Genomic DNA, 22,193 nt, shown 5'->3' on the forward strand with positions numbered 1-22,193 from the left:
CCCCGGTGGCGAGCCTAGACCGGTGTCCGGGGGCTGTCCGCCAGAACCACAGTGCCGCCGCCCCTCCCGGGCCAATCAGCACCAGGGTCCCCAACACCGACGCCCGCAACGGCACGGACCCGGCCAGGGCCAGGGGAAACGTAGCGGTAGCCAACAAGGCTAGGGCCAGGTCGGGGAGATATCTCAACTTCCGCATGGGGGACTCCGATGATGTGTAGGAGGATGCCGGAGGGGGTTTTGTCGATGACGGTCCAGCCGGGCAGCTTTTGGCAGCTGTCCAGGAATTTCTGCACGCCGTTGGGCGGGCCGATCCCGAGCATCTGCGCCGATTCAATCTGGCTTTGGGTGACCAGCAGGTACGCCCCTGCCTTGCCGGCCACGGACTGGACGTACCCGCAGTTCAGTTGCGGCGTGAAGGCTGTGGGCTTGCCGGGCATCAGGGTGCGGTATTTGTAGGTGGCGTACTTGATGCTGCGCCACGGGGTGTCATGCACGGCCTCGATCACCACGGCGCCGTCGGGGGCGACGTCGTCGAGCCGCTGGACCAGTGCCAGCTCGCCGGGCGTAAAGGTCTCCAGCGCGTCGTTGCCGTACCGGGTCACCAGGAAGGTGCCGGCCAGCACCAGTCCGACGGCGCCCACCACCAGCGTGCGCCACAGCCCGGGCCGCCGCCCGTGCGCAGGAAGCAGGAGGACGGTGGCCAGGCAGGCGGCGAAGGGCAGGCTGTACAGGTACACCCGCAGCAGCAGCTCGCCGCCATAGGGCTGCAATGGCACCAGCAGCAGCGGGATGCCGGCGGCACCGGCCGCGGCCAGCCACGGCCGGTGCCGCCGGGCCAGCAGCCAGGCCCCCGCCGCGCCGGCCGCCCACATGAGGCCCGATTCGGCCAGGCGCGCCGTGATGACGATCCGGTGGTCCGGGTCCCCGGCCACGCGCTGGGTGACGCCAACGGTCTGGCTGACGTCGCCGATGGAACCAAACAGGACATCCATGTGGCCCACCAGGTACGGGGTGGCCACGAACACCAGCCAGGCAATGGGGAGCAGCACGGCCACCACCGGCAGTATGCGCAGCCTGAACTGGCCGGTGAGCATGAGGCCCAGCAGCACGGCGGCCAGGGCGAACGGCGTGAGCTGGTGCGCGGCCGTGAGGGCCACCATCAGCAGCACCAGGCAGAGGCCCAGGACCACCGATACCGGCCGGGAGAGGCCCGGCCCCCGGTGGTATTTCGGGTCCATCCGGGCCGTCAGCCGCTGCCACCACCGGGTGGTTCCCTTCCAGGCGCGGCCGCCAAAGGCCGTCAGCGCGCCGGCGATGATGGTCAGGCCCACAATGTAGGCATACGCCTGGGGTGCCAGGTAGTCCTGGCCCACCCAGCTGGTCAGGTAAAACATCCACACGGCCGCCCATGTGGCGCGCCAGTGCCCGGTCAGGCGCCGGGCGATGGCCAGCAGCACCGGCAGCAGCAGCAGGTTCACGGCCGGGGGCGCCCAGGTGGCGGCCAGCATGAGCGAGTTCATGCCGGTGGAATCGGAAAACATGCCCAGGAAGGCAAAGAACCCGGGCCAGGAAAAGTACGCATCCAGTTTGGTGTCCAGCTGCCCGCCGGCGCCGATGAAGTTGGTGATGCCCAGGTGCCGGTAGCTGGCCTCCAGGCGGGGCGTGCCGTGGATCATCGGGTCCAGGCCGTGCAGCAGGAAAATCAGCACCACCAGCTGCACCACCAGCACCCAGACGTGCTGGCGCCGCCGCGCGAGGGACAGGACCACCCCGGCCACGGCGGCGGCCAGCGCCAGGAAGTAGGGCGCGGGCAGTGCCGTCACGGCGCCGAGCGAGCCAATCTTGCTGACATCGGCATGCAGCATTCCCCACATGCCCACCGCCAGGGCCGCCACGGCCACCGCGGCCAGGCCCGACGACGTCACGCCCCTCCGGCGCGTCCACCCGGGCCGGGCGTGGGCCAGCCAGGTTTCCAGCCAGCCTTCCAGCCGTGTTCCCTGCCTTGTTGCCAGCCGTGTTGCGGCGACGGCGGGCCGGGCGACCAGCCGTGCGGCGGCGACGGTGGGCCGGGCGACGAGCCGTGCCGCGGCGACGGTGGGCCGGGCGACGGCGTGTACGAGCCGTTTCCGGATGGCCACCCAGTGCGAGTGGTGCATCCGCCAGGCAGCGCGCAGGCCGCGCGCCGTGGGCACCGCCGAGCCTTGGTCCGGGGCGAAGTCGTGGGCCGAGGTGTAGCTGAGGCGGCGGATCCGGCGGCGCAGCAGCCCGGTCCGGGGGAGTGACTTGGGGCGGGCGCCGGCCGGTGTTGTCAGCACCCGGAGCCGCCAGCCCGCCAGCCCCGCGGCCACCACCTGGCCTGCCAGCCACACGAGCGAAACCCCCTGAAGGCCCCGCTGCGTGGCCAGGGACGCCGCGGGCGCCACGGCGATCACGGCCGCCACCACGGCCACGGCCGTGGCCTCGGCCAGGCGGTGCCGCGCCCGGCAGATGCCGTAGTACACCTGGGTCACGCAGCCCACGAGCAGGGCGGGGGCCATGATGAGCAGCAGCGGCCAGCCGTTGGCGTACACGGGACCGAGGAACTTCAACAGCACCGGGCCCACCGCCACAAGCACCACGGCGGCGCCCGCCGTGAGCACGATGCTGAGCCCCAGCGCCGGGCGGACCAGCGCGCGCACGGAAGCCCCGGGGCCGGGCCCCTGCCCCGGTGAACCGTCCCCGGGGGTTCCCTGGCCTGGTGCGCCCTGCCCGGCCAGCTTGGCCTGCAGGGAATAGCCGGCGGACTGCGGCACAAAGAACACTGCGGTGGAGAGCATCCAGACCATGTACCAGGACGCCGTGGCGGTGGCGGAAACGGCGGCCGTGACCACCAGCGGGAGGAGGTATCCGGGGGCCCGGTCGGAGAGCATCAGTGCGTGGTTGGGGAGGCCGTGCCGCACCAGCAGGCGCGCCTCCACCCCGCTGAAGCGCACGGGCCGCCAGCCACGGTGCCATTGCTGGGCGGCGCCCAGCGCCACGCTGGCCAGGGCGCCCGCTGCGACGGAGTAGAGCAGCGTCAGCACGCCGCGGTCCCCGGCCCACAGGCCTATTCCCAGGGCGCCCAGCTGGACCACGCCCTGCACAATGCTGCGGGCCAGCGCCTGGTGGGAGCTGGCCTGGGCCACAGCGATGTGGTCAAGCTGGTAGGCCAGGGTGGCCAGGACGGAGGCGGCGAGGAAGACGGCCACGACGGCGGTGCTGTCCCACGCCGCGCCCGTCGCCCCGCCCAGGGCCCGGGTGATAAGCACCACGGCGGCACCCACCACCAGGGAGCTGCCCGCGACGGCAGCCAGGGAGGCGCTGAGAAGCCGGCGGCCGCCGTCGTGCTGGCCGGGAAGGAGGGAAACCGTGGCCGGGCCCACCCCCAGCAGGGCCAGCTGGACGGACAGCAGGACGGCGGAGACCAGCGCGGAACCGAGGCCGAGCCGGGCCGGGGAGAGGGACAGGGCCGCCAACGCCCAAAAGATGAAGCCCACCACCATGGGAGCCACGCGCGCCGCGGCCAGGGCGAGCGTGTTGGCCCCCATGGACTCGGTTTGCAGCGGGCCGGGGCGCAGACGGACCAAAAGGTCGCGGGCGGTCATGTGCGGGCCCGGGTGCCATGCATCCATTCCGAGACCATCGATTGATAGTTGTAGCCAAGGAATCCCGCCCAGTACGGAAGATAGCGCGGGGCGTGGGCCAGGGAGAGGCCCGCCCCGCGGACGGTGGCGAGCAGTGGCAGGGCCACCACCCAGCCGGCGCGTGAGGGGTGCTTGGCGGCCGTGCGGGCCAGGCCCGCCCCGTCCTGCACCCATTGGTCCCGTGCGTTGTCGAAGCCGCCGCTGAAGCGGTGTGCCACGGTGGTGGTCCGCGAGACGCCCAGCCGGGCACCGGCCTCCTTCAGCCGGACGCGCAGCTCAATGTCCTCGCCGGAGCGCAGGTCCTCGTCGAAGCCGAACTCCAGCAGCAGGTCGCGGCGCATCAGGGTTGCGCATACGCAGAACCACTCCCGGACCCGGCTGTGGTTGTGGTGCCAGGCCAGGGCCCGGCCCCAGTAGTCGTCGGAATCGGAGTGGCTCGCCAGGGCGAACTGCAGGCCGTCATAGTGGCCGGAAGTGAACTCGGAGAGCAGGGTTTCCAGCGCGCCGGCCGGAACCAGCACGTCCGCGTCAATCAGGGCGAGCACCTCGGATCTGGCCGCCTGGGCGCCCAGCATGCGGGCTGCTGCGACGCCGCGCCCGCCGTCGGAGAGCACCCGCGCCCCGGCGGCCTGGGCGATGTCCACGGTGGCGTCCGTGGAGCAGCCGTCCACCACGATGACCTCCGCCGGGTGCTGGGCCTTGATGCTGGCCAGGCAGTCCGTCAGCCAGTGGGCCGCGTTGCGGGCGGGGACCACCACGGAGACGGGGAGCTCGGCGCCGGTCACGGCACGGCCTTGATGACGGTGTCGTCGATGTTGATGGACGCCGGCTGCGGGGTGTGCTCCGAACCCATCATCACCGTGGAGGTGCTGGTGGCGGAGGTGGCGACTGCGGCCGAGCTGTACACCTGCGCGCCGTCCAGCCAGACTTCGATGGTGGTGGCGGCGCCGTGCGCTGCCACATGCATCTGGAGGCGGTGCCAGGCATTTGTCGAGACTGAGCCGGCGGTCAGTTGGGTGTAGGTGTCGGTGCCGGTGGGGTTGAGCACCCGCAGCCACAGCTGGCCGTTGGAGTTGTACCGGTAGATGTCCGCGAACCGGGTGGAGCCGGTGAAGAAGCGGAAGTACGGCACGTCGTTGCCGGTGGGCCCGATGGCCGAGATGTCAAACCAGCCGTCGGCGTACACGTCGGTGGAACCGGCCGGAATGGAGTGGGTCATGTTCGCCAGGGACAGGCTGTTGGTGGTGGTGACCAGGCCGGCCGAGTACAGGCCCGTGCGGACGGGGGACTGCTGGGCCGTTGCCGTGCCGTCGCCGCCGGTGTGGACCGTCCATTTGCCCAGGTTGCCGCACTCAAAGCCGTCCGCCACCACGGTGGTGCCGGGGAAGTTGTTGGTGGGCACGGCCGCCGTGCAGTTGGGGACCACGGGGGCCTGGGCCTTGATGACCACGTTGTCCAGGAGCAGGTCGCCCTGGAAGCCGGCGTATTGGTTGCCCATGGAAACCGCGGTGGTGGCACCGGTGAAGCCGTTCACGCCCGTATTGGTGTAGAGGCTGGAGCCGTCCAGCCACACTTCCACCGTGGACGCGGCACCGTTGGGCAGGTAGTGGAACTGGATGTGGTGCCACTGCCCTGTGGTGATGGCCGTGCTGGTCAGCCTGGTGCGGGTCCAGAGGCCCGCGTCGGAGAGCGCCTCAAACCAGAGCTGCCCGTCGTTGGCGTTGCGGTAGAGGGAGGCGATGCGGGTGGTGCCGCTGTTGAAGCGGAAATAGGAGTTCGCGGCCCCGGCCACCGCAGGCGTCTGGATGTTGAAGAAGCCGTCCGCGTAGACCTCGCCCAGCCCGGTCGGGATGGCCTTGGTCATTGTGGCGAGGGAGCCGGTGTTGGTGGTTTCGTGCAGGTAGGCTGCGCAGGCTCCCGTGACGGAGCCGCCGGAGACCACCGATGCCGTGCCGTCGCCGCCTGCGTTGACCGTCCAGTTGTTCAGGTTTCCGGACTCAAAGTTGTCCGCGACCACGGTGGTGCCGGGGAAGGTGTTCGTCGGTGCGGCGGTGACGGGCTGGCAGGTGGGGGCGGGCTCCGCCTGGGCCTTGATGATCAGGTTGTCGAGGTAGAGCACCCCCTGCTGGCTGACAACCGGGTTGCCGACGGTGACCGAGGTGATGTTGCCGTTGCGGCCGTTGAGGATTCCGGTGTGGTAGATGTCGGTGCCGTCGAGCCAAACCCCGATGTAGGAACTTGTGCCGTTGGGCAGGAGGCGCAGTTGGATGCGGTGCCAGCGGCCGGTGGTGACGGCGGTGCTGGTGATCTTGGTGTGGACCACGGTGCCGGCCGAATTGAGGGTGTCAAGCCAGAGCATGCCGTCGTTGGCGTTGCGGTAGACGGAGGCCACCGGCGTGGTGCCCATGTAGAAGCCGAGGTAGGAATTCGCGGAGCCGGCCTGCGCAGGGGTCTGGACGTCGAAGTAGCCGTCTGCGTAGACCTCGCCGAGTCCTGCCGGGATGGCCTTGGTCAGGGTGGCGATGGAGCCGGAGGAGGTGGTGGATTGGATGCGGGCCGAGCAGGCACCCGTGACCCAGGCGTTGGAGACAACGGCTGCCGTCCCGCCGCCGCCGGTGTTGACGGCCCAGTTGTTCAGGTTGCCGGACTCAAAGTTGTCAGCGACCACGGTGGTGCCGGGGAAGGTGTTGGTGGGCTGTGCCGTGGGGGACTTGCAGGCCGGGGCGGTGGGGGCCTGGGCCTTGATGACCAGGTTGTCCAGGTAGAGGACGCCCTGCTGGCCGGCGCCCTGGTTGCCGACGGAGACCGAGGAGACGGCGCCGGTGCGGCCGTCCAGGATTCCGGTGTGGTAGATGTCCGTGCCGTCCAGCCAGACTCCCACATAGGAACTGGTCGCGTTGGGCAGCAGCCGCATTTGGACGCGGTGCCAGCGGCCCGTGGTGACCGCCGTGCTGGTCAGCCTGGTATGGACCACGGTGCCGGCCGAATTGAGGGTGTCAAGCCAGAGCATGCCGTCGTTGGCGTTGCGGTAGACGGAGGCCACCAGCGTGGAGCCGATGTAGTAGCCAAGGTAGCTGTTCGCCGAGCCGGCCTGTGCCGGGGTCTGGACGTCAAAGTAGCCGTCTGCATAGACCTCGCCCAGCCCGGCCGGGATGGTCTTGCTCAGGGTGGCCATTGAGCCGGAGGAGGTGGTGGACTGGATGCGGGCCGAGCAGGCGCCCGTGACCCAGGCCTCGGAAACCACGGCCGCGATGCCGTTCCCGCTGGTGTTGACCGTCCAGTTGTTCAGGTTGCCGGATTCAAAGTCGTCAGCAACAACGGTGGTGCCGGGGAAGGTGTTCGTCGGTGCCGGGGTGGCCGTCTTGCACACCGGAGCCGTGGGTGCCTTGGCCTTGATGAGGAGGTTGTCGAGGTAGAGCACGCCCTGCTGGCTGACAGCCGGGTTGCCGATGGTGACCGAGGAGATGGCGCCGGTGCGGCCGTCAAGGTTGCTGGTGTGGTAGATGTCGGTGCCGTCCAGCCAGATGCCCAGGACGGAGGTGATTCCGTTGGGCAGCAGGTGCATTTGGACGCGGTGCCAGCGTCCGGTGGTGACGGCGGTGCTGGTGAGCCTGACGTGGACCACAGTGCCGGAGGAGTTGAGGGTGTCAAGCCAGAGCTGGCCGCCGGTGGTGTTGCGGTAGATGGAGGCCACCTGCGTGGAGCCGATGTAGAAACCGAGGTAGCTGTTCGCTGCGCCGGCGAGTGCGGGTGTCTGGACGTCGAAGTAGCCGTCCGCGTAGACCTCGCCTTGGCCGGCCGGGATGGCCTTTGTCAGGGTGGCCCTTGAGCCGGAGGAGGTGGTGGACTGGATGCGTGCCGAGCAGGCGCCCGTGACCCAGGCGTTGGAGACCACCGCTGCCGTCCCGTCGCCGCCAGTGTTGACCGTCCAGTTGTTTAGGTTGCCGGACTCAAAGTTGTCCGCGACCACGGTGGTGCCGGGGAACGAATCCGTGGGAGCCGCGGTGGCGGACTTGCACACCGGGGCCGTTGCAGCAAGCGTGGTTGCCTTCGGGGCTGTCGTTGTGGTGGTTGTGGCCGACGGCTTCGGGGCGGGCGCCGTGGTTGCCGTGGTGGCGGGCGCCGACGTGGCCGGGGCGGTGGTTGCGGGTGCCGTGGTGGCTGGTGCGCTGGTTGCGGGTGCCGTGGTTGCCGTTGTGGCCGGAGCCGTGGTTGCCGGGGCCGTTGTGGCGGGCGCGGTGGTTGTGGTGGTGGCAGGTGCAGTGGTGGCCGGGGCAGCGGTTGCCGTGGCCGCCGGGCTGGTGCCGGGGGAATCGCTGGGGGGTGGCGTGGCGGCCGTGACTGCCAGGCCCGCCGTCATGGCGAGCACGGCGGTCATCATTACTGTGCGAATTCCTGCTCCTGGCCTTTTCACAATGGCACCTCCAGATTGCCGGTCCCGCCCTAGGGGGCGTCCACCGTGGCCAGCGGGCACCTTGCCCGCTCCACCGATTTACCGGCGGCGTTTGCCGCCGGGGCGTAAAGAATTGTTGCGCTGGGCGCTGCGGCGGGGTCGCCGTCGCAGGCCAGCAGGTGCGCGGTGGCGCGGACCCGGACGTCTCCTACGGGGGACGTCCGGCGCGCCATGCCGGCGGCGAGGCTAAGCCCATTCATTGAGCAGTGCCTGCACTGTGGCGGTGACGTGGTCGCTGGTCCGGTCTGCGGACCAGGCGGCCGGAATTTTCAGCACATGGCACGGAATGCTTCCGAGTCCACGGCGGACAATCCTGGCTTTGTCGGCGAAGTATGACTCCAGGGGGACCAGCCCCGTGGCGCCCAACGCCTCGATCAGGCTGCGGGACACGCCGGGCAGCTCAGTGTGGAAATTGCCCACGATCCGGGTGGTCATCCACTCGGCGCTGCGCGGTTCCAGGACAGCATCCGCCCCGGAGTGCCGCTCCAGGAACATGGCCACCCGGGTTGGTGCCTCGGTGGCGATGTTTCCCGCGCCGAAAGCCTGCTCCGGCTGGACCATGCGGTGTTCCGGGGACCAGTGCCTGGTGAATGCGGCAGTGCGGGGATACCGGACGATGACCGGGTGGACAATCGTCGACGCCCGTTCCAGCGGCTTCGTCAGCCCCTTGGGCACCAGGGGCTTGCGCGGCCCCTCGAACAGCTGGGGGTAAATGGGCTGGTGGTGTGCCTTGATGAACATCGGCTTCGCATAGCCCAGCACCGTCCCGTCCGCGCGGAGGAAGGCCCAGTCGTCGGCCATGAACTGGACGCCGTCAATCTTCACCAGCTTGGCCACGGTGCTGGTCTTGCCAACGCCGCCCCAAGCCGGCATCAGTACGCCGGAGCCCCGGTAGTTGACGATTGCGGCGTGGACCATGGCCGCATCGTTAAGGACGCACAGGCGGTCCAACAGGGGTATCACGGCGGTCAGCAGCTCACCGCGCCCGGCCACCGTAAACCCGCTGTCCGTGACTGTCACCGTCACCCGGTCCCGGGGGAGGAAGAGGGTATCGTCCGTGTACCGGTAGGCATCCTCCGCGTGCGAGGGGTTCTCCAGCACCACGGCCTCCCCGGTGACCAGGATCCGGAACGGGTCGATCCCCGGGAATCCGGTGTGGAACGGCCGGAGCATGTCCACGAGCTGCGGCGCCCCGGGGGTGCCGGGCGCCACTTCGACGCTGACCAGGCCGTGGATGTCGAAGTGGGCGCCCGTTTGCACGGGTGAGGTTGGAGTCATGGGGTCCGCCGTCACGGGACAACCGCCTTTACGATTACGTCGTCGATGTTGATGGAAGCAGGCTGCGGGTAGTGCTCGGAACCCAGCATCACCGTGGTGACATTGGTGGCCGAGGTGCTGACCGCGGAGGAGTTGTACAGCAGCGCGCCGTCGAACCAGACCTGGATGGTGGAGGCGGTGCCATTGGGCACAACTTCCATTTGCACGCGGTGCCACGAGTCCAGCGGCACCGAGTAGCTGGTCAGCCGCACGTAGGAGTATGTGCCGGCCGGCGTCAGCACGCGCAGCCACAACTGCCCGGTGGAGTTGTACCGGTAGACGTCGGCGAAGCGGGTTGTGCCGGTGAAGAACCGGAAGTACGGCACGTCATTGCCGTCCGGCCCGATTGCGGTGATGTCAAACCAGCCGTCCACATCGGTTTGCGTGGTGCCCGCCGGCAGTGCGGTGGACATGTTGGCCAGGGAGTTGGTGTTGCTGGTGGTCACCAGGCTGGCGGCCAGTGTGCCGTCGTAAACGGTGGAGGACTGGACGCCGGCCGTGCCGTCGCCGGCCATGTGGACCGTCCAGTTGGCCAGGTTGCCACATTCGAAGCCGTCTGCGACCACTGTTTGTCCCGGCATGGTGTTGGCGGGCGGGGTGGCGCTGCAGGACGTTTGGGCGGCGGTGGCGGCCTTGATGATCACGTTATCCAGGTAAAGGTCGCCCTTCTGGTTTTTGCTTTCACTGCCCAGCATCACGGAAGTTACGGGCACGGTGGGTCCGTTTACGCCGGTGCTTGAGTACACCAGTGAGTTGTTCAGCCACACCTGCACGGTGGTTGCGGCGCCGTTGGGAAGGAACGCGGCTTGGACATGGTTCCAGGCAGAGAGTGGGACGGCCGCGGTGGTCAGCCTGGTGCGCACCCAGCCGGCCGTGGGGGAGAGCGTCTCCAGCCACAGCTGCCCGTTGGTTGCGTAGCGGTAGACGGAGGCGATCCGCGTGGTGCCGTTGAAGAAGCGGAAGTACGGGTTCGTGGCGCCTGTGGTGCCGGCCGTTGCCAGGTTGAACTCGCCGTCCGCATACACTTCGGCGGTGCCTGACGGGATGGCCTTCTGAAGGTTGGCCACCGAGCCCTTGGACGAGCTGGTGTGCAGGTATCCGGCACAGCCGCCCGTATAGGTGGGGGTCCCGACAACACTCGCCGTGCCGTCGCCGCCGGTCTTCACAGCCCAGTTGAGCAGCGTCCCGGACTCAAAGTTGTCCGCCACCACGGTGGTGCCGGGGAAGGTGTTGTCCGGCGGTGCCGTCAGGGGCTGGCAAAGAGGGACCGTCAGGGTTGCCGGGGCCGCGGCAACAGCTGCCGTGCCGGCCGCGGTGACGGACAAGCCGGCCGTCAAGGCCAGCGCCGCCGTCATCATGACGCTCCGAATTCCAAATCTTGACCTGGTCATAGCGCCACCTCCATATCGCCGGAATTGCCCCTCGCGGCGTGCGCGGCGGACAGGGGGTGCCTTGCGCGCCCCACAACATAGCCGGCGGCGGTTGCCGCCAGCACGGAAAAAATTGCCCCGCTGCTGACCAGCCCGTCGAACTGGCCGGAAGCCAGGTTGCGGACGATCGCGCGGGGGAGCACCTCGGCGACGTAGCGGCGCTCCGGGCCCAGCCGCCGTCGTGCGCCCGGCAGGGCGGAGATTTGGGCCTTCGAGATCCCCTCGCCCCACGACCGGGCCAGCATGTAGCCCAAGGTGCCCCGGGATTGGGGGACGTGGTGTGAGGCGAGCGACGCCGGCTCGTACACCACGCGCCCGCCGGGGCGCAGGGCGGCCGCCCGCATGCACAGCTCGGTTTCCTCACACCCGTGCAACGCCGTCGTCCGGCCCATGCGTTCATCGAAGAGGCCGGCGTCCTCGAAGACGGAGCGGCGGAAGGACATGCTGGCCCCGATCACGTTGCGGACCTGGGCGGCGACCCGCGGCAGGCCGCGGTAGGAACAGCCCACAATCCAGTCCAGCTCCTGCGGGAAGTGGGCCGGGCGGCCGGTTTCCCACAGCGGTTCGATCCGGCCGCCGACGGCGTAGACCGCCGGGTCGTCGTAGAGTTCCAGCTGGCGTTCCAGCCACTCCGGACCGGCGACGGCGTCGTCGTCCAGGAAGGCGATGATCTCCCCGGTGGCGGCCAGGACGCCGGTGTTCCTGGCCCCGGACAGCCCCTTGGCGCCATTGTTTTCAAGCACATAGGCACCGGTGAGGTGGTGCAGGAGCCGCTTTTGCAGCGGCTGGTTGTGGTCCACGACGATGATGAGTTCGTGGGCGGCGGCGGTCTGCGCCTGGACCGATTCAATGGCCTGCTGCAGCCACGCCCAACGGTCTTCGGTGTACGCACAGATCACGACGCTGGCGGTGGGGAGCTGGTTGGCCGGCATCTCACACCCCCATCGGCGGGGTGAGCAGGGCTGCCAGGTCCTCCGGGGCACGGGAGACCTCGACCGGCGGCTCGTGGTAGTGGACCCGTTGCATCGACTCGGCCATGGCGCCGGCGGTGGGGGAATCCCACAGGGACCATTCCTTCACCAGCGTGTGCAGCACCCGCCAGCCGTCCTTGAAGGTGCGCAGGTTGGACGTGCCGGAAAGCCGGTTCAGCTCGTGGGTGGGCACTTCGGCGATGCGCAGTCCGGCCAAGGCGGCCCGGATGGCCAGTTCGGTTTCAATTTCAAAGCCGTTCGAGGCGAGCTCCAGGAGGGGCAGGCACTGCCGCCGCAGGCCCACGTACCCGTAGCAAAGGTCGGAAAAATGGCGGTGGCATGCGACGTTGGCCAGGCCGGTCAGTGCCCGGTTGCCCTGCCCCCGGAGCCAGGTGAGGTCGTCGGAGGCGCCCCCGGTGAGGTAGCGCGAGCCCTTGACGAAGTCGAAGCCGCTGCTCAGGAGCTCGGTGTACCAGCCGATCTCGGCCGGGTCCATGCTGCCGTCGGCATCGATCATGACGATCAGGTCGCCGGTGCTGGCGGCGAAGCCGGCCCGGATGGCCGCGCCCTTGCCCTTTTCACTTTCCAGGACGATGTCGACGTCGGGGCGGACCGCCTTGGCCACCTTGACGGTGTCATCCACGGAGCGGCCGTCCACGATGACCACCTGGTCCACGAACGGGGGGATGCGCCGCAGCACCCACGGCAGGTTCCGTGCCTCATTGAGTGTGGGAATCACCAGGCTCACCGTTGGATTCCGGTGTACGACTGGAGGGTGGGGAGTTCTCTGGGGCAGATGCGCCGTAGTGGCGCCTCCTGCTTCTGCCGGGCCCGAATAGGTCATTGCTTCCTCCAGATTTGCGGAAGACACGGTGAAACCTATTTAGGCCCCCGTGCCCTTGCCGCGGCTGCCTCCCTCAAGGACGTCCCCAGCAAAACTATTTATTTCAATCCCACAAATGAGACCTAGACCGGCCGCCCATGTGGTTTTTTCCCTGGCGGCTAAAAAAACACTACGTCCGGGGGATGGCCGCCGATAGCGTAGGAACTACTTGAATTGAAAGGGCCTGTACTCGTTTTTGGGGGCCGCTACTTGCGCACGAAAAGGGCCGCCGGACGTCGGTGTGACGTCCGGCGGCCCTGATGCCGCGGTATGAAGGGGTGGTGGGCTACTTGTAGACGCGCACCCAGTCGATCTGCATTTGCGAGGGCTTGGTGGCCGCTCCGCTCGGGAACCAGTCCAGCTGGATCGTCTGGTGCATGCCGACGCCCGGCTGGTGCGCGGGGTTGGTGTCGGTGAACGTCTTCACGCCGTCGATGTAGCCGGTGATGCCGGCCGGTGTCCACTCCACGGCGTAGTTGTGCCATTGGGTGGTGTCGATCGGCGTCGAGCTGGTGGTCTGGAAGTCGGAGCCGCTGCAGGCGTAGTGGAGGAAGAACTTCATCTGCGTGGTCAACTCCGTGCTTTCGGCGTAGTCGATTTCCGCGCACGTGGAGGAGGCGTTGTTGTTGGGCCACAGGATCAGCACCGGGTGGTACTGCGGGTCCCGGTCGTTGGTGCGCATGCGGGCTTCCCACCGGCCATACTCCTGCTGGGCGAACTTGGCAGACATCCCGCCGGTGTTGCCCGAGGAGTCGCCGCTGACGGTGGCCATGCCGTTGGCAACGTTCCAGGCCGCCGGGGTGCGGGTGCCGTTGCCCGCGTGGCCGGCACTGTCGTAGACACTCCACTTGGCCGAATCCGGGGCTCCGGTGTAGTTGAACTCGTCACCGGCAACCACGGACCCCCAGCCGTACTTGACCGCGGCCTGGGTGCCGTCGCCGGTCGGAGCCGCTGCCAAAGGGGCGCTGGTGGCGGTCGGCGTGGACGTGGCAGTCGTGCTGGAGGTGGGGCTGGGGCTGGTCGCGGGGCTGGGGCTGGTGACAGGCGCCGGGCTCGGGGCGGACGCTGTGGTCGGCGAGGGCGACGCCGTGGGGCTGGGGGAGGGCGACGCCGTCGGCTTGGGCTTGTGGGAGTTCGTTGCCTTGGTCGTTTGGGTGCTCCTCTGCGAAAGGGAATGCGAGGCCAACGGCTTGCTGGCGGCGGCCAATTCTGCGCTGGAGCCGGCGGCTGCATTGCCGTGGCCGCCCGGCGCGGCCAAGCCGCAGCCCGTCAGGGACATGACTCCGATGGCCATGAGCAGCACGGCCTTGTGGGCGGCTGCCTTGCGGGGGGCAGCCTTGTGTGCGGCGGCGGTGCGCGGCCTGGCCGCTGCTCCGGCCGTGGGGGCTGTTTTTGCTGCCAGGTGCTGCGCGTTTTGGGCATGGTTGTGCTTAAAAGGCATATATCTCCCGGGTAGGGACGCCCCTGTGGGACGTTCATGTAAGGTGACGGCGACACACCGCCGGGAGAACCCCCAGGCCCTTGGCGGACGCGGCCGCCGTCGGAAAATGCATGGAAAGGCATCCGGCCATGGGACCGGAACCTTTAGGAGACCGGGCACCACATTACCGAAATGGCGCTCAGATAACAAAACGGTAACGACGCCGGCGTGTCGCCGGGCAGCCCGATGGCCCCGGCGCCGTCCGGTTGACGGAGGCGCCGGGGCCGCGGGCTGCCGGCTTACTTCAGGGGGGGCTGCCGGCCGCGTGCTGACCGGGTTACTGCCCGGCTTACTCCCCTGCGGGCCGGCGGCTGCGCCACACGGCGCCCGCGCCGACCACCAGGAAGATGATTGCCAGCGAGACACTCCAGGCCGGGTCATAGCCGGTTGAGGCCAGGGCGGTGGGCTGGGCTGCCGATTGCGGCAGTACGGAAACGGCCTGCGGAACCACTACGGCTGCGGCTTTCGGGAGCACTGGTGTCGCTGCCTTTGGAAGCACGGGCGGGGCCGGGTCCGATACGGGCTTGGCTGGCGGGTCTGTCACGACCGGGGTTGCCGGAGGGTCTGTGACTACCGGGGTCGACGGCGGGTCAACGGGTGTGGTGACGGCCGAGCAGTCCACTGTCCCAAAGGTGACCGTGTAGCTGGCCGTGCCGTCGTTGTTGGCCGTCCAGCCTGCCGCGGCGGCCAGCTTGTGGCTGGCCTGGGGTGTTGCGGTGACGGTGACGGTGCTGCCGGCCGCTGCCGGTCCGGTTACGGTGTAGTCGATTCCGGGTGTGGTGGCGAGCGTCAGTGTGGGTGCGGTGGCGGTTCCGGATGGTGTGCAGACAGCCTGGGTGGCCGTGGGCGCCGTCGGGGTGGCCGCAACAATCGGTGTCGCCGCGGCGCATTCCGGTGCTGCGTCGAAGGTGACCGTGTAGCTGGCCGTGCCGTCGTTGTTGGCCGTCCAGCCTGCTGCCGCGGCCAGCGTGTAGCCGTCGGCCGGGGTGGCAGTGACGGTGACAGTGTGGCCGGCGGCTGCGGTTCCGTTCACGGTGTAGCCGATTCCGGTTGTCGTGGCGGGGGCCAAGGCGGGTGTGGTGGCCGTTCCGGAAGGCGTGCAAACAGCCTGGGTGGCGGTGGGCGCCGTCGGGCTTGCCGAAACAAGAGGGACCACCACGGCGCAGTCGGGTGCGGGGTCGAAGGTGACCGTGTAGCTGGCCGTGCCGTCATTGTTGGCCGTCCAGCCTGCTGCGGCGGCCAACGTGTAGCCGGCCGCCGGGGTGGCCGTGACGGTGACGGTGCTGCCCGGGGCTGCCGTTCCGGCCACGGTGTAGCCGATGCCGGGTGTGCTGGCGAGGGTCAGCATGGGTGCCGTGGATGTTCCGGGTCCGTTGCAGACTGCCTGGACGGCGGCTGGCGCGGCCGGGACCGCTTCCGTGACGCAGCTGGGGGCCGCGTCAAGGACAACGGTGTAGCTCGCCGTGCCGTCCGCATTGGGCATCCACCCATTGGCGGCTGCCAGCGCGTACGTGCCCTGCGGCGCGGGCGTTGCGACCACAGTGACGGTGCTGCCGGCAGCGACGTTGCCAACCACCGTGTAGAAAATCCCCTGGGTGGACGCCACCTCTACTACGGGGACAGTGGCCGCGCCCTGGTCCGTGCAGGTGGCCTGGCTGACGGTGGGGGCCTGGGGCGTAACCGCTGTGGCGGGCGGCGCCGTTGCACAACCATTGTTGAAGATGGCCTGGCCCGCGGCGTCCCAGTTCTGGCCGTTCGGCCGGAGGCTGTTGGGCGGGTAAATGTCATCGACGTGGGTGCCATGGCCCGTCTTGAAGGCATCAAGGCTGACGGTGACTAATAGGTACTGGTCCACGGGGTTGCCTGTGGCATGGCACAGGCTGACCATTTCATCGGTGGGCGCCGCTGAGGTGGTGGCCGCTGTGGCGGTGGCCGCTGTGGCGGGGCCGGCGGCCAGCGCGGCGAGGCCGGCAAACGCCAGGGCGAGTACTGCGGTCGATGCGGTCAGGCCGGACAGCAACCGCCGCCCCCGCGCGCCCCGGGCCGCATGCAATGACTTGCTGGTTTTTCCTAACATGATTCCCCAACTCCTAAAATGCAGTAGTAACTGCGCCAACGGAATCCGCCGAAATTGTGCAGCTTTCCAGGATTTTTTTCGGCGGTGTGGGATGCCTGGTCGCGGGCATCCGATCCGGCGGTGGGGGTGAAGGAAACGCATGGCTGAGGGCCGGCGAGCCATGCTCCAGCCGGTCCTTTCCATACTCCATGAATAAGTAACACTTGCTTCTCCGCCCCAGCGTCGGACCAATACCGCAAGACTAGATTTGCCGGATGGGCAATCAATAGCGTGATGGCCACTCGTATTTTTATGGAGCACCACTTGGGTGATGCGATTTACTACTTGGAATTTCTTATTTTCTGCCGGTATTTTTCGGTCGGTTGGGCCTGGTGTGGGGCGGTTCAGGCTTGGTGTTGGCCCGTTTTGGCGCCACAGTGCTGGGTTCACGCAGGGTCCACGCTGGGTTCACGGGTGGGGGGCTGCTGGTGCCGCGAGCCGGCGGGCGATTTTTGGGCATGGCAAATTCGGGCTGGAATTGAATTTCAGCCCATTTTGTGGTTGCGGAAAAATTTATTTCACAGGGTGCGTTTTATGCGCGCAACGAGGATTTCTTGGTGGCAGGGTCCGCAGGCAAGGAAATGCCTTTCGAATTGCGTCCATGAAATTGAATTGAGACCACGCATGATTGGCGTACCGTTGCCAGCCCATCCTTTCCACAATCTTCTGACTATGAAAAGCGTATGATGCGGGGATGCGTGGCCGATAGGGTGGTTTCCACTCGTTTTTTCCGGCTGGCTACTCTAAAACCGGCCCAAGTACTGGCGTGCGCGCCGCTGCAGCTTGTGCTGGCTGGGCGGGGGTGGGGGTTCGGCGGTGCAGCAAAAGCGGGTTGGCGGGCTGCCAGGTCGCACAAGCTGCACCATCAATTTGGGACCCGACAGGATCTGCACCGCCGAATTGGCAACCCGCGGTTGTCAGTGGGGGCCGTGCCTTTATGCGCCGGACCGGGGCTGGGTTTGGCGGTGCAGCAAAAGCGGGTTGGTGCCGGGTTCGGGGTTCGGCGGTGAAGCAAAAGCGGGTTGGTGCCGGGTTCGGGGTTCGGCGGTGCAGCAAAAGCGGGTAGGTGCCGGGTTCGGGGTTCGGCGGTGCAGCAAAAGCGGGTTGGTTCCGGGTTCGGGGTTCGGCGGTGCAGCAAAAGCGGGTTGGCGGGCTGCCAGGTCGCACAAGCTGCACCATCAATTTGGGACCCGACAGGATCTGCACCGTCGAATTGGCAACCCGCGGTTGTCAGTGGCGGCCGTGCCTTTATGCGCCGGACCGGGGCTGGGTTTGGCGCAGCTCGTTCACTGGCGCCAAACCCGCGACGGGTCCGGAGCATAAGAAAAGTTTCGGGCCCTTATGCGCCGGATTGTGGGGGCAATCCGGCGCATAAGGTCCGGCGGGGTCTCGTCGCGCTCGCAGGGATCGCTGCCCGGCCGGCGGGGACGGGCTCGCTGCCCGGCCAGCGAAAAGGTTACGGGTGTTCGTTCAGCCATTCCTGGGCGAGCGTGGCCTGCAGGTTCAGGGCCTTGCCGATGACGGGCTCGGCCGCGGAGGCGATCTTCGCGCCCAGGAACGGGACTGCCGACTTCACTTCGCCGCTGAGCTCCACCAGGGTTGAATCGCCGGCAGCGGACAGCGTCTGCACAGCCGTGACGTCCAGCGGGGCGCCGGCCACGGTGAGCTTGATGTTGTTGCTGCGCGAACCGTCGGCCGCCGGGGCGCTCCAGTCCTCGAGCTGCGTGACGGTCAGCGTGGCGCCCACCACCTTCCGGGCGATCTCCGGCATCCGCGTGGTGGGCAGCGTGCGCACCGTCTTGGTGGTGAAGGCGCCGGAGGTGGGGCCGCTGATCTCAAAGGACTTCAGCTCCCCGCCCACCGTGAAGCTCACGTGCTTGACGAACTCCTCATTGGCAAAAACGTCGGTGACGCGCTGGGCGGTGGCGGACAGGGTGGTAGAGGCGGTAAGCGCCATGGTTCCTCCGAAGGCATGGGAAAGGGTGCGGGCACAACCTTACCGCGGGCCGCCCGTGCCGGGACTGCCGGCCGCACCTGCCCGGAGTAACCCGGAGTAAGCTGGAGGCGTCCCCGGCGTTCACTTGTGAATTTCGGGCTTTCGTGTTGCCTGCGAAAGTGCCACCCCTGCACCGTCCCAAGGAGAATTTCCGCCCATGAGTCTCAATGGCCTGCGCACCGCCCTCGCCGGGGATCCGATCTTTGCCCGGGTGCGTGCCAACGCGGCCGCGGACCATGCCAGGCGCAGCCCCGACCTGGCCTTCAGCGCACCCTCCGGCATGCGCCCCGTCCTCCTCGCCGAGGTGGCCGACGGCCTGGCCGCAGCCACGGCACCCGGCGCCGGCCCCGGCGTGGTTCTGGCCGTCACCGCCACCGGCCGCGAGGCCGAGGACACCGTGGCCGCGCTGCGCTCCTTCCTGCCCGAGAACGCCGTGGCCGAATTCCCCAGCTGGGAGACACTCCCGCACGAGCGCCTCTCGCCGCGCTCGGACACCGTGGGCCGCCGCCTGGCGGTGCTCCGCCGCCTGGCCCACCCCGAGTACGACGCCGGGGATCACCTGCGCGTTGTGGTGGCACCCATCCGGGCGGTCGTCCAGCCGATTGTGGCCGGCCTGGGCGAACTCGTGCCCGTGCGCGTCAAGGTGGGGGAGGAAGTGCCGTTCACGGACCTCATCAAGCGCCTGGCCGACGCCGCCTACGCCCGCGTGGACATGGTGACCCACCGCGGCGAATTTGCCGTGCGCGGCGGCATCCTGGACGTGTTCCCACCCACCGAAAGCCACCCGATCCGGATTGAGTTCTTCGGCGACGAGGTGGACCAGATGCGGTGGTTCTCCGTGGCCGACCAGCGCTCGCTGACGTCGCGCGTCTCGACCGGCGGGGCAGGCTCGACCGGCGGGGCAGGCTCGACCGACGGGGCAGGCTCGACCGCCGGGCCGGAGGAGCTGTACGCGCCGCCGTGCCGGGAAATCCTCATCACGCCCGCCGTCATGGGCCGCGCCGCGAAGCTCAAGGACAGCATGCCCGCCGCGGCCGGCATGCTGGAAAAGATTGCCGGCGGCATTGCCGTGGAAGGCATGGAATCCCTCGCCCCGGCACTCGTGGACGGCATGGTGGCCCTGACCTCGCTGTTCCCGGCCGGCTCGGTGGCCGTGGTCCTGGAGCCGGAGAAGGTCCGCGCCCGCGCCCACGACCTTGAATCCACCAACGAGGAATTCCTCGAGGCCGCCTGGTCCACCGCGTCCGACGGCGGCACCGCCCCCCTGGACCTCTCCGCCCAGGGGATCGACCTGGCCGCAGCCTCGTTCAAGTCGCTGACCGAAACGCGCGAGGCCGCCCTGGCCCACGGGGTCAGCTGGTGGTCCATCACCTCCCTGGCCCAGGACGACGAGCTGCTGCCGGACGTGGACGTCATCAACCTCCAGGCCCGGGAACCGCGCGGCTACCGCGGCGACGTGGCGGAAATGATGGAGTTCATCGGCTCCCGCATCAAGGACCAGTGGCGGGTGGTGGTGGCCACCGAGGGGCCCGGCCCCGCCCAGCGCCTGGCCGAGCTGTTCCACGAAGCGAACATCCCGGCGTCGCGCGTGGAATCCCTGGACGCCGAGCCCTCGCCCGGCATCATCGAGGTGACGACGGCGGACACGGGCCGCGGCTTTGTCCTCGACTCGCTCAAGCTGGGTCTGTTGACGGAGGCTGACCTGCTGGGCCGGGCCTCCGCCGTCTCCACCCGGGACATGCTGAAGATGCCCTCCAAGCGCAGGAACGCCGTCGACCCCCTCCAGCTGCGCACCGGGGACTACGTGGTGCACGAACAGCACGGCGTGGGCCGGTTCGTGGAACTGATCCAGCGCAAGGTGGCGGGGGCCGGGGCCTCGAGGGGCCCGACCGGCGGGGGAGGCGTGGGGCTGCGCGAGTACCTGGTGCTTGAATACGCGCCGTCCAAGCGCGGGGCACCCGGCGACAAGCTGTTTGTGCCCACCGACCAGCTGGACCAGGTGACGGCGTACGTGGGCGGGGACGCGCCGGCGCTGTCCAAGATGGGCGGCTCGGACTGGGCTGCCACCAAGTCCAAGGCACGCAAGGCCGTCAAGGAGATCGCCGCGGACTTGATCCGGCTGTACTCGGCGCGCATGGCCAGCCGCGGGCACGCCTTCGGCCCGGACACGCCCTGGCAGGCGGAGCTCGAGGAGGCGTTCCCGTACGTGGAGACGCCGGACCAGCTGGTGGCCATCAACGAGGTCAAGGCGGACATGGAGAAGGAAGTGCCCATGGACCGGCTGATCTCCGGCGACGTGGGCTACGGCAAGACCGAAATTGCCGTGCGTGCCGCGTTCAAGGCGGTGCAGGACGGCAAGCAGGTGGCCGTGCTGGTGCCCACCACCTTGCTGGCGCAGCAGCACTACGAGACCTTCAACGAACGCTTTTCCGGCTTCCCGGTCCGGGTGGCGCCGCTTTCGCGGTTCCAGACGGGCAAGGAATCCAAGGAGATCGTCGAGGGCGTGCGTACCGGCGCCGTGGACGTAGTGATCGGCACGCACCGGCTGCTGTCCCCGGAGTTTGCGTTCAAGGACCTGGGCCTGGTCATTGTGGACGAGGAGCAGCGCTTTGGCGTGGAGCACAAGGAGGCGCTGAAAAAGATGCGCACCAACGTGGACGTGCTGGCTATGAGCGCCACACCCATCCCGCGCACGCTGGAGATGTCCATGACGGGCATCCGCGAAACCTCCACCCTGGCCACCCCGCCGGAAGAACGCCACCCGGTGCTGACATACGTGGGCGGGTACACGGACAAGCAGGTGGCCGCCGCCATCCGCCGCGAGCTCATGCGCGAGGGCCAGGTGTTCTACGTGCACAACCGGGTCAAGTCCATCGACCGGACCGCGGCGCACATCCAGCAGCTGGTGCCGGACGCCCGCGTGGCCGTGGCGCACGGGCAGATGTCCGAGGCCCGGCTGGAACAGATCATCGTGGACTTCTGGGAAAAGCGCTTCGACGTGCTGGTGTGCACCACCATCATCGAGACCGGCCTGGACATCTCCAACGCCAACACGCTGATCGTGGAGCAGGCCAACAACTACGGGCTCTCCCAGCTGCACCAGCTGCGCGGGCGCGTGGGCCGCGGGCGCGAACGCGCCTACGCCTACTTCCTGTACCCGGCGGACAAGCCGCTGGGCGAGGTGGCGCTGGAGCGGCTCAAGGCCGTGGCGGCGCACAACGAGCTCGGCGCCGGCATGGCCCTGGCCATGAAGGACCTGGAAATCCGCGGCGCCGGCAACCTGCTGGGCGGCGAGCAGTCCGGCCACATCCAGGGCGTGGGCTTTGACCTGTACATCCGGCTGGTGGGCGAGGCCGTGGCCGAATTCCGCGGCGACGGTGAGGAGCGCGCGGCGGAGATGAAGATCGAGCTGCCCGTCAACGCGCACCTGCCGCACGACTACGTGCCGGGGGAGCGGCTGCGCCTGGAGGCCTACCGCAAGCTGGCCGCCGCCACGACGCTGGAGGGGATCGAGGAAGTGGTGTCCGAGCTGGTGGACCGCTACGGCGAGCTGCCGCCGGCCGCCGAAAACCTGATTGCCGTGGCCCGGTTCAAGGTCCACGCCCGCGCCGCCGGCCTCTCCGACGTGGCGCTGCAGGGCAACTTCATCAAGTTCGCCCCCGCGGACCTGCCGGAGTCCAGGCAGATGCGCCTGAACCGCATGTACCCGGGCGCCCTGGTGAAGCCGGCCCTGGATGCGGTGTTGATCCCCAAGCCCAAGACGGCGCGCATTGGCGGCCGCGACCTGGCCGACGCCGAGGTCCTCACGTGGGCCGAGGGCGTGCTGGAGGCCATCTTCGAGCCCGTCCCGGCCACGGCCTAGACATTGGAGGCAGCCAACACCAC

The 22,193-nt window shown here is 68.6% G+C and carries 12 protein-coding genes; 1 reads left to right on the plus strand and 11 read right to left on the minus strand.

Going from position 1 to position 22,193, the window contains the following annotated elements; translation table 11 throughout:
- Nucleotides 1–14: 14 nt before the first annotated feature.
- The 11 genes from MMF96_RS04630 to MMF96_RS04680 form a co-directional block, all read right to left on the minus strand.
- Nucleotides 15–3,650, minus strand: coding sequence for a hypothetical protein (locus MMF96_RS04630; protein WP_256882823.1), 3,636 nt, complete (start codon nt 3,648–3,650; stop codon nt 15–17).
- Complete coding sequence (locus tag MMF96_RS04635) at nt 3,620–4,447, minus strand: glycosyltransferase (protein WP_176617870.1); 828 nt, start codon at nt 4,445–4,447, stop codon at nt 3,620–3,622. Before MMF96_RS04635 ends, MMF96_RS04630 begins: the two co-directional genes overlap by 31 nt.
- A complete protein-coding gene (locus MMF96_RS04640; RefSeq protein WP_256882708.1) occupies nt 4,444–8,043 on the minus strand; it encodes a polysaccharide lyase in 3,600 nt (1,199 codons plus the stop codon). The genes MMF96_RS04635 and MMF96_RS04640 overlap by 4 nt, the downstream gene beginning before the upstream one ends.
- Nucleotides 8,044–8,105: 62 nt before the next feature.
- Complete coding sequence (locus MMF96_RS04645; RefSeq protein WP_256882709.1) at nt 8,106–8,315, minus strand: hypothetical protein; 210 nt, start codon at nt 8,313–8,315, stop codon at nt 8,106–8,108.
- Nucleotides 8,302–9,393, minus strand: a complete 1,092-nt coding sequence (locus MMF96_RS04650) for a hypothetical protein (RefSeq protein WP_176617868.1) — start codon at nt 9,391–9,393, stop codon at nt 8,302–8,304. Before MMF96_RS04650 ends, MMF96_RS04645 begins: the two co-directional genes overlap by 14 nt.
- A gap of 11 nt (nt 9,394–9,404) precedes the next feature.
- On the minus strand, nt 9,405–10,823 hold the full coding sequence (locus tag MMF96_RS04655; RefSeq protein WP_256882710.1) for a hypothetical protein: 1,419 nt from the start codon (nt 10,821–10,823) through the stop codon (nt 9,405–9,407).
- The gene (locus MMF96_RS04660; RefSeq protein WP_256882711.1) at nt 10,820–11,794 is read right to left on the minus strand and encodes a glycosyltransferase family 2 protein; all 975 of its coding nucleotides are present in this window, start codon (nt 11,792–11,794) and stop codon (nt 10,820–10,822) included. Before MMF96_RS04660 ends, MMF96_RS04655 begins: the two co-directional genes overlap by 4 nt.
- Nucleotide 11,795: 1 nt before the next feature.
- A complete protein-coding gene (locus MMF96_RS04665; protein ID WP_256882712.1) occupies nt 11,796–12,581 on the minus strand; it encodes a glycosyltransferase family 2 protein in 786 nt (261 codons plus the stop codon).
- Between the two features lie 421 nt (nt 12,582–13,002).
- On the minus strand, nt 13,003–14,157 hold the full coding sequence (locus tag MMF96_RS04670) for a glycoside hydrolase family 16 protein (RefSeq protein WP_256882713.1): 1,155 nt from the start codon (nt 14,155–14,157) through the stop codon (nt 13,003–13,005).
- Between the two features lie 328 nt (nt 14,158–14,485).
- A complete protein-coding gene (locus MMF96_RS04675) occupies nt 14,486–16,273 on the minus strand; it encodes a hypothetical protein (protein ID WP_256882714.1) in 1,788 nt (595 codons plus the stop codon).
- 1,495 nt (nt 16,274–17,768) lie between these two features.
- A complete protein-coding gene (locus MMF96_RS04680; RefSeq protein ID WP_256882715.1) occupies nt 17,769–18,269 on the minus strand; it encodes a DUF2505 domain-containing protein in 501 nt (166 codons plus the stop codon).
- Nucleotides 18,270–18,465: 196 nt separating this feature from the next.
- Here MMF96_RS04680 and mfd point away from each other — a divergent pair, with 196 nt between their 5' ends.
- Nucleotides 18,466–22,170, plus strand: a complete 3,705-nt coding sequence (mfd, locus tag MMF96_RS04685; RefSeq protein WP_256882716.1) for a transcription-repair coupling factor — start codon at nt 18,466–18,468, stop codon at nt 22,168–22,170.
- Nucleotides 22,171–22,193: the final 23 nt, after the last annotated feature.

The sequence above is a fragment of the Arthrobacter sp. STN4 genome, assembly GCF_024539665.1.
GTDB lineage: Bacteria > Actinomycetota > Actinomycetes > Actinomycetales > Micrococcaceae > Specibacter.

Coding starts and splice junctions, on each gene's coding strand:
- MMF96_RS04660 (WP_256882711.1), bottom strand. CDS start 11,794: ATGCCGGCCAACCAGCTCCCCACCGCCAGCGTCGTGATCTGTGCGTAC.
- MMF96_RS04655 (WP_256882710.1), bottom strand. CDS start 10,823: ATGACCAGGTCAAGATTTGGAATTCGGAGCGTCATGATGACGGCGGCG.
- MMF96_RS04630 (WP_256882823.1), bottom strand. CDS start 3,650: ATGGATGCATGGCACCCGGGCCCGCACATGACCGCCCGCGACCTTTTG.
- MMF96_RS04645 (WP_256882709.1), bottom strand. CDS start 8,315: ATGAATGGGCTTAGCCTCGCCGCCGGCATGGCGCGCCGGACGTCCCCC.
- MMF96_RS04675 (WP_256882714.1), bottom strand. CDS start 16,273: ATGTTAGGAAAAACCAGCAAGTCATTGCATGCGGCCCGGGGCGCGCGG.
- MMF96_RS04650 (WP_176617868.1), bottom strand. CDS start 9,393: ATGACTCCAACCTCACCCGTGCAAACGGGCGCCCACTTCGACATCCAC.
- MMF96_RS04680 (WP_256882715.1), bottom strand. CDS start 18,269: ATGGCGCTTACCGCCTCTACCACCCTGTCCGCCACCGCCCAGCGCGTC.
- mfd (WP_256882716.1), top strand. CDS start 18,466: ATGAGTCTCAATGGCCTGCGCACCGCCCTCGCCGGGGATCCGATCTTT.
- MMF96_RS04640 (WP_256882708.1), bottom strand. CDS start 8,043: ATGATGACCGCCGTGCTCGCCATGACGGCGGGCCTGGCAGTCACGGCC.
- MMF96_RS04670 (WP_256882713.1), bottom strand. CDS start 14,157: ATGCCTTTTAAGCACAACCATGCCCAAAACGCGCAGCACCTGGCAGCA.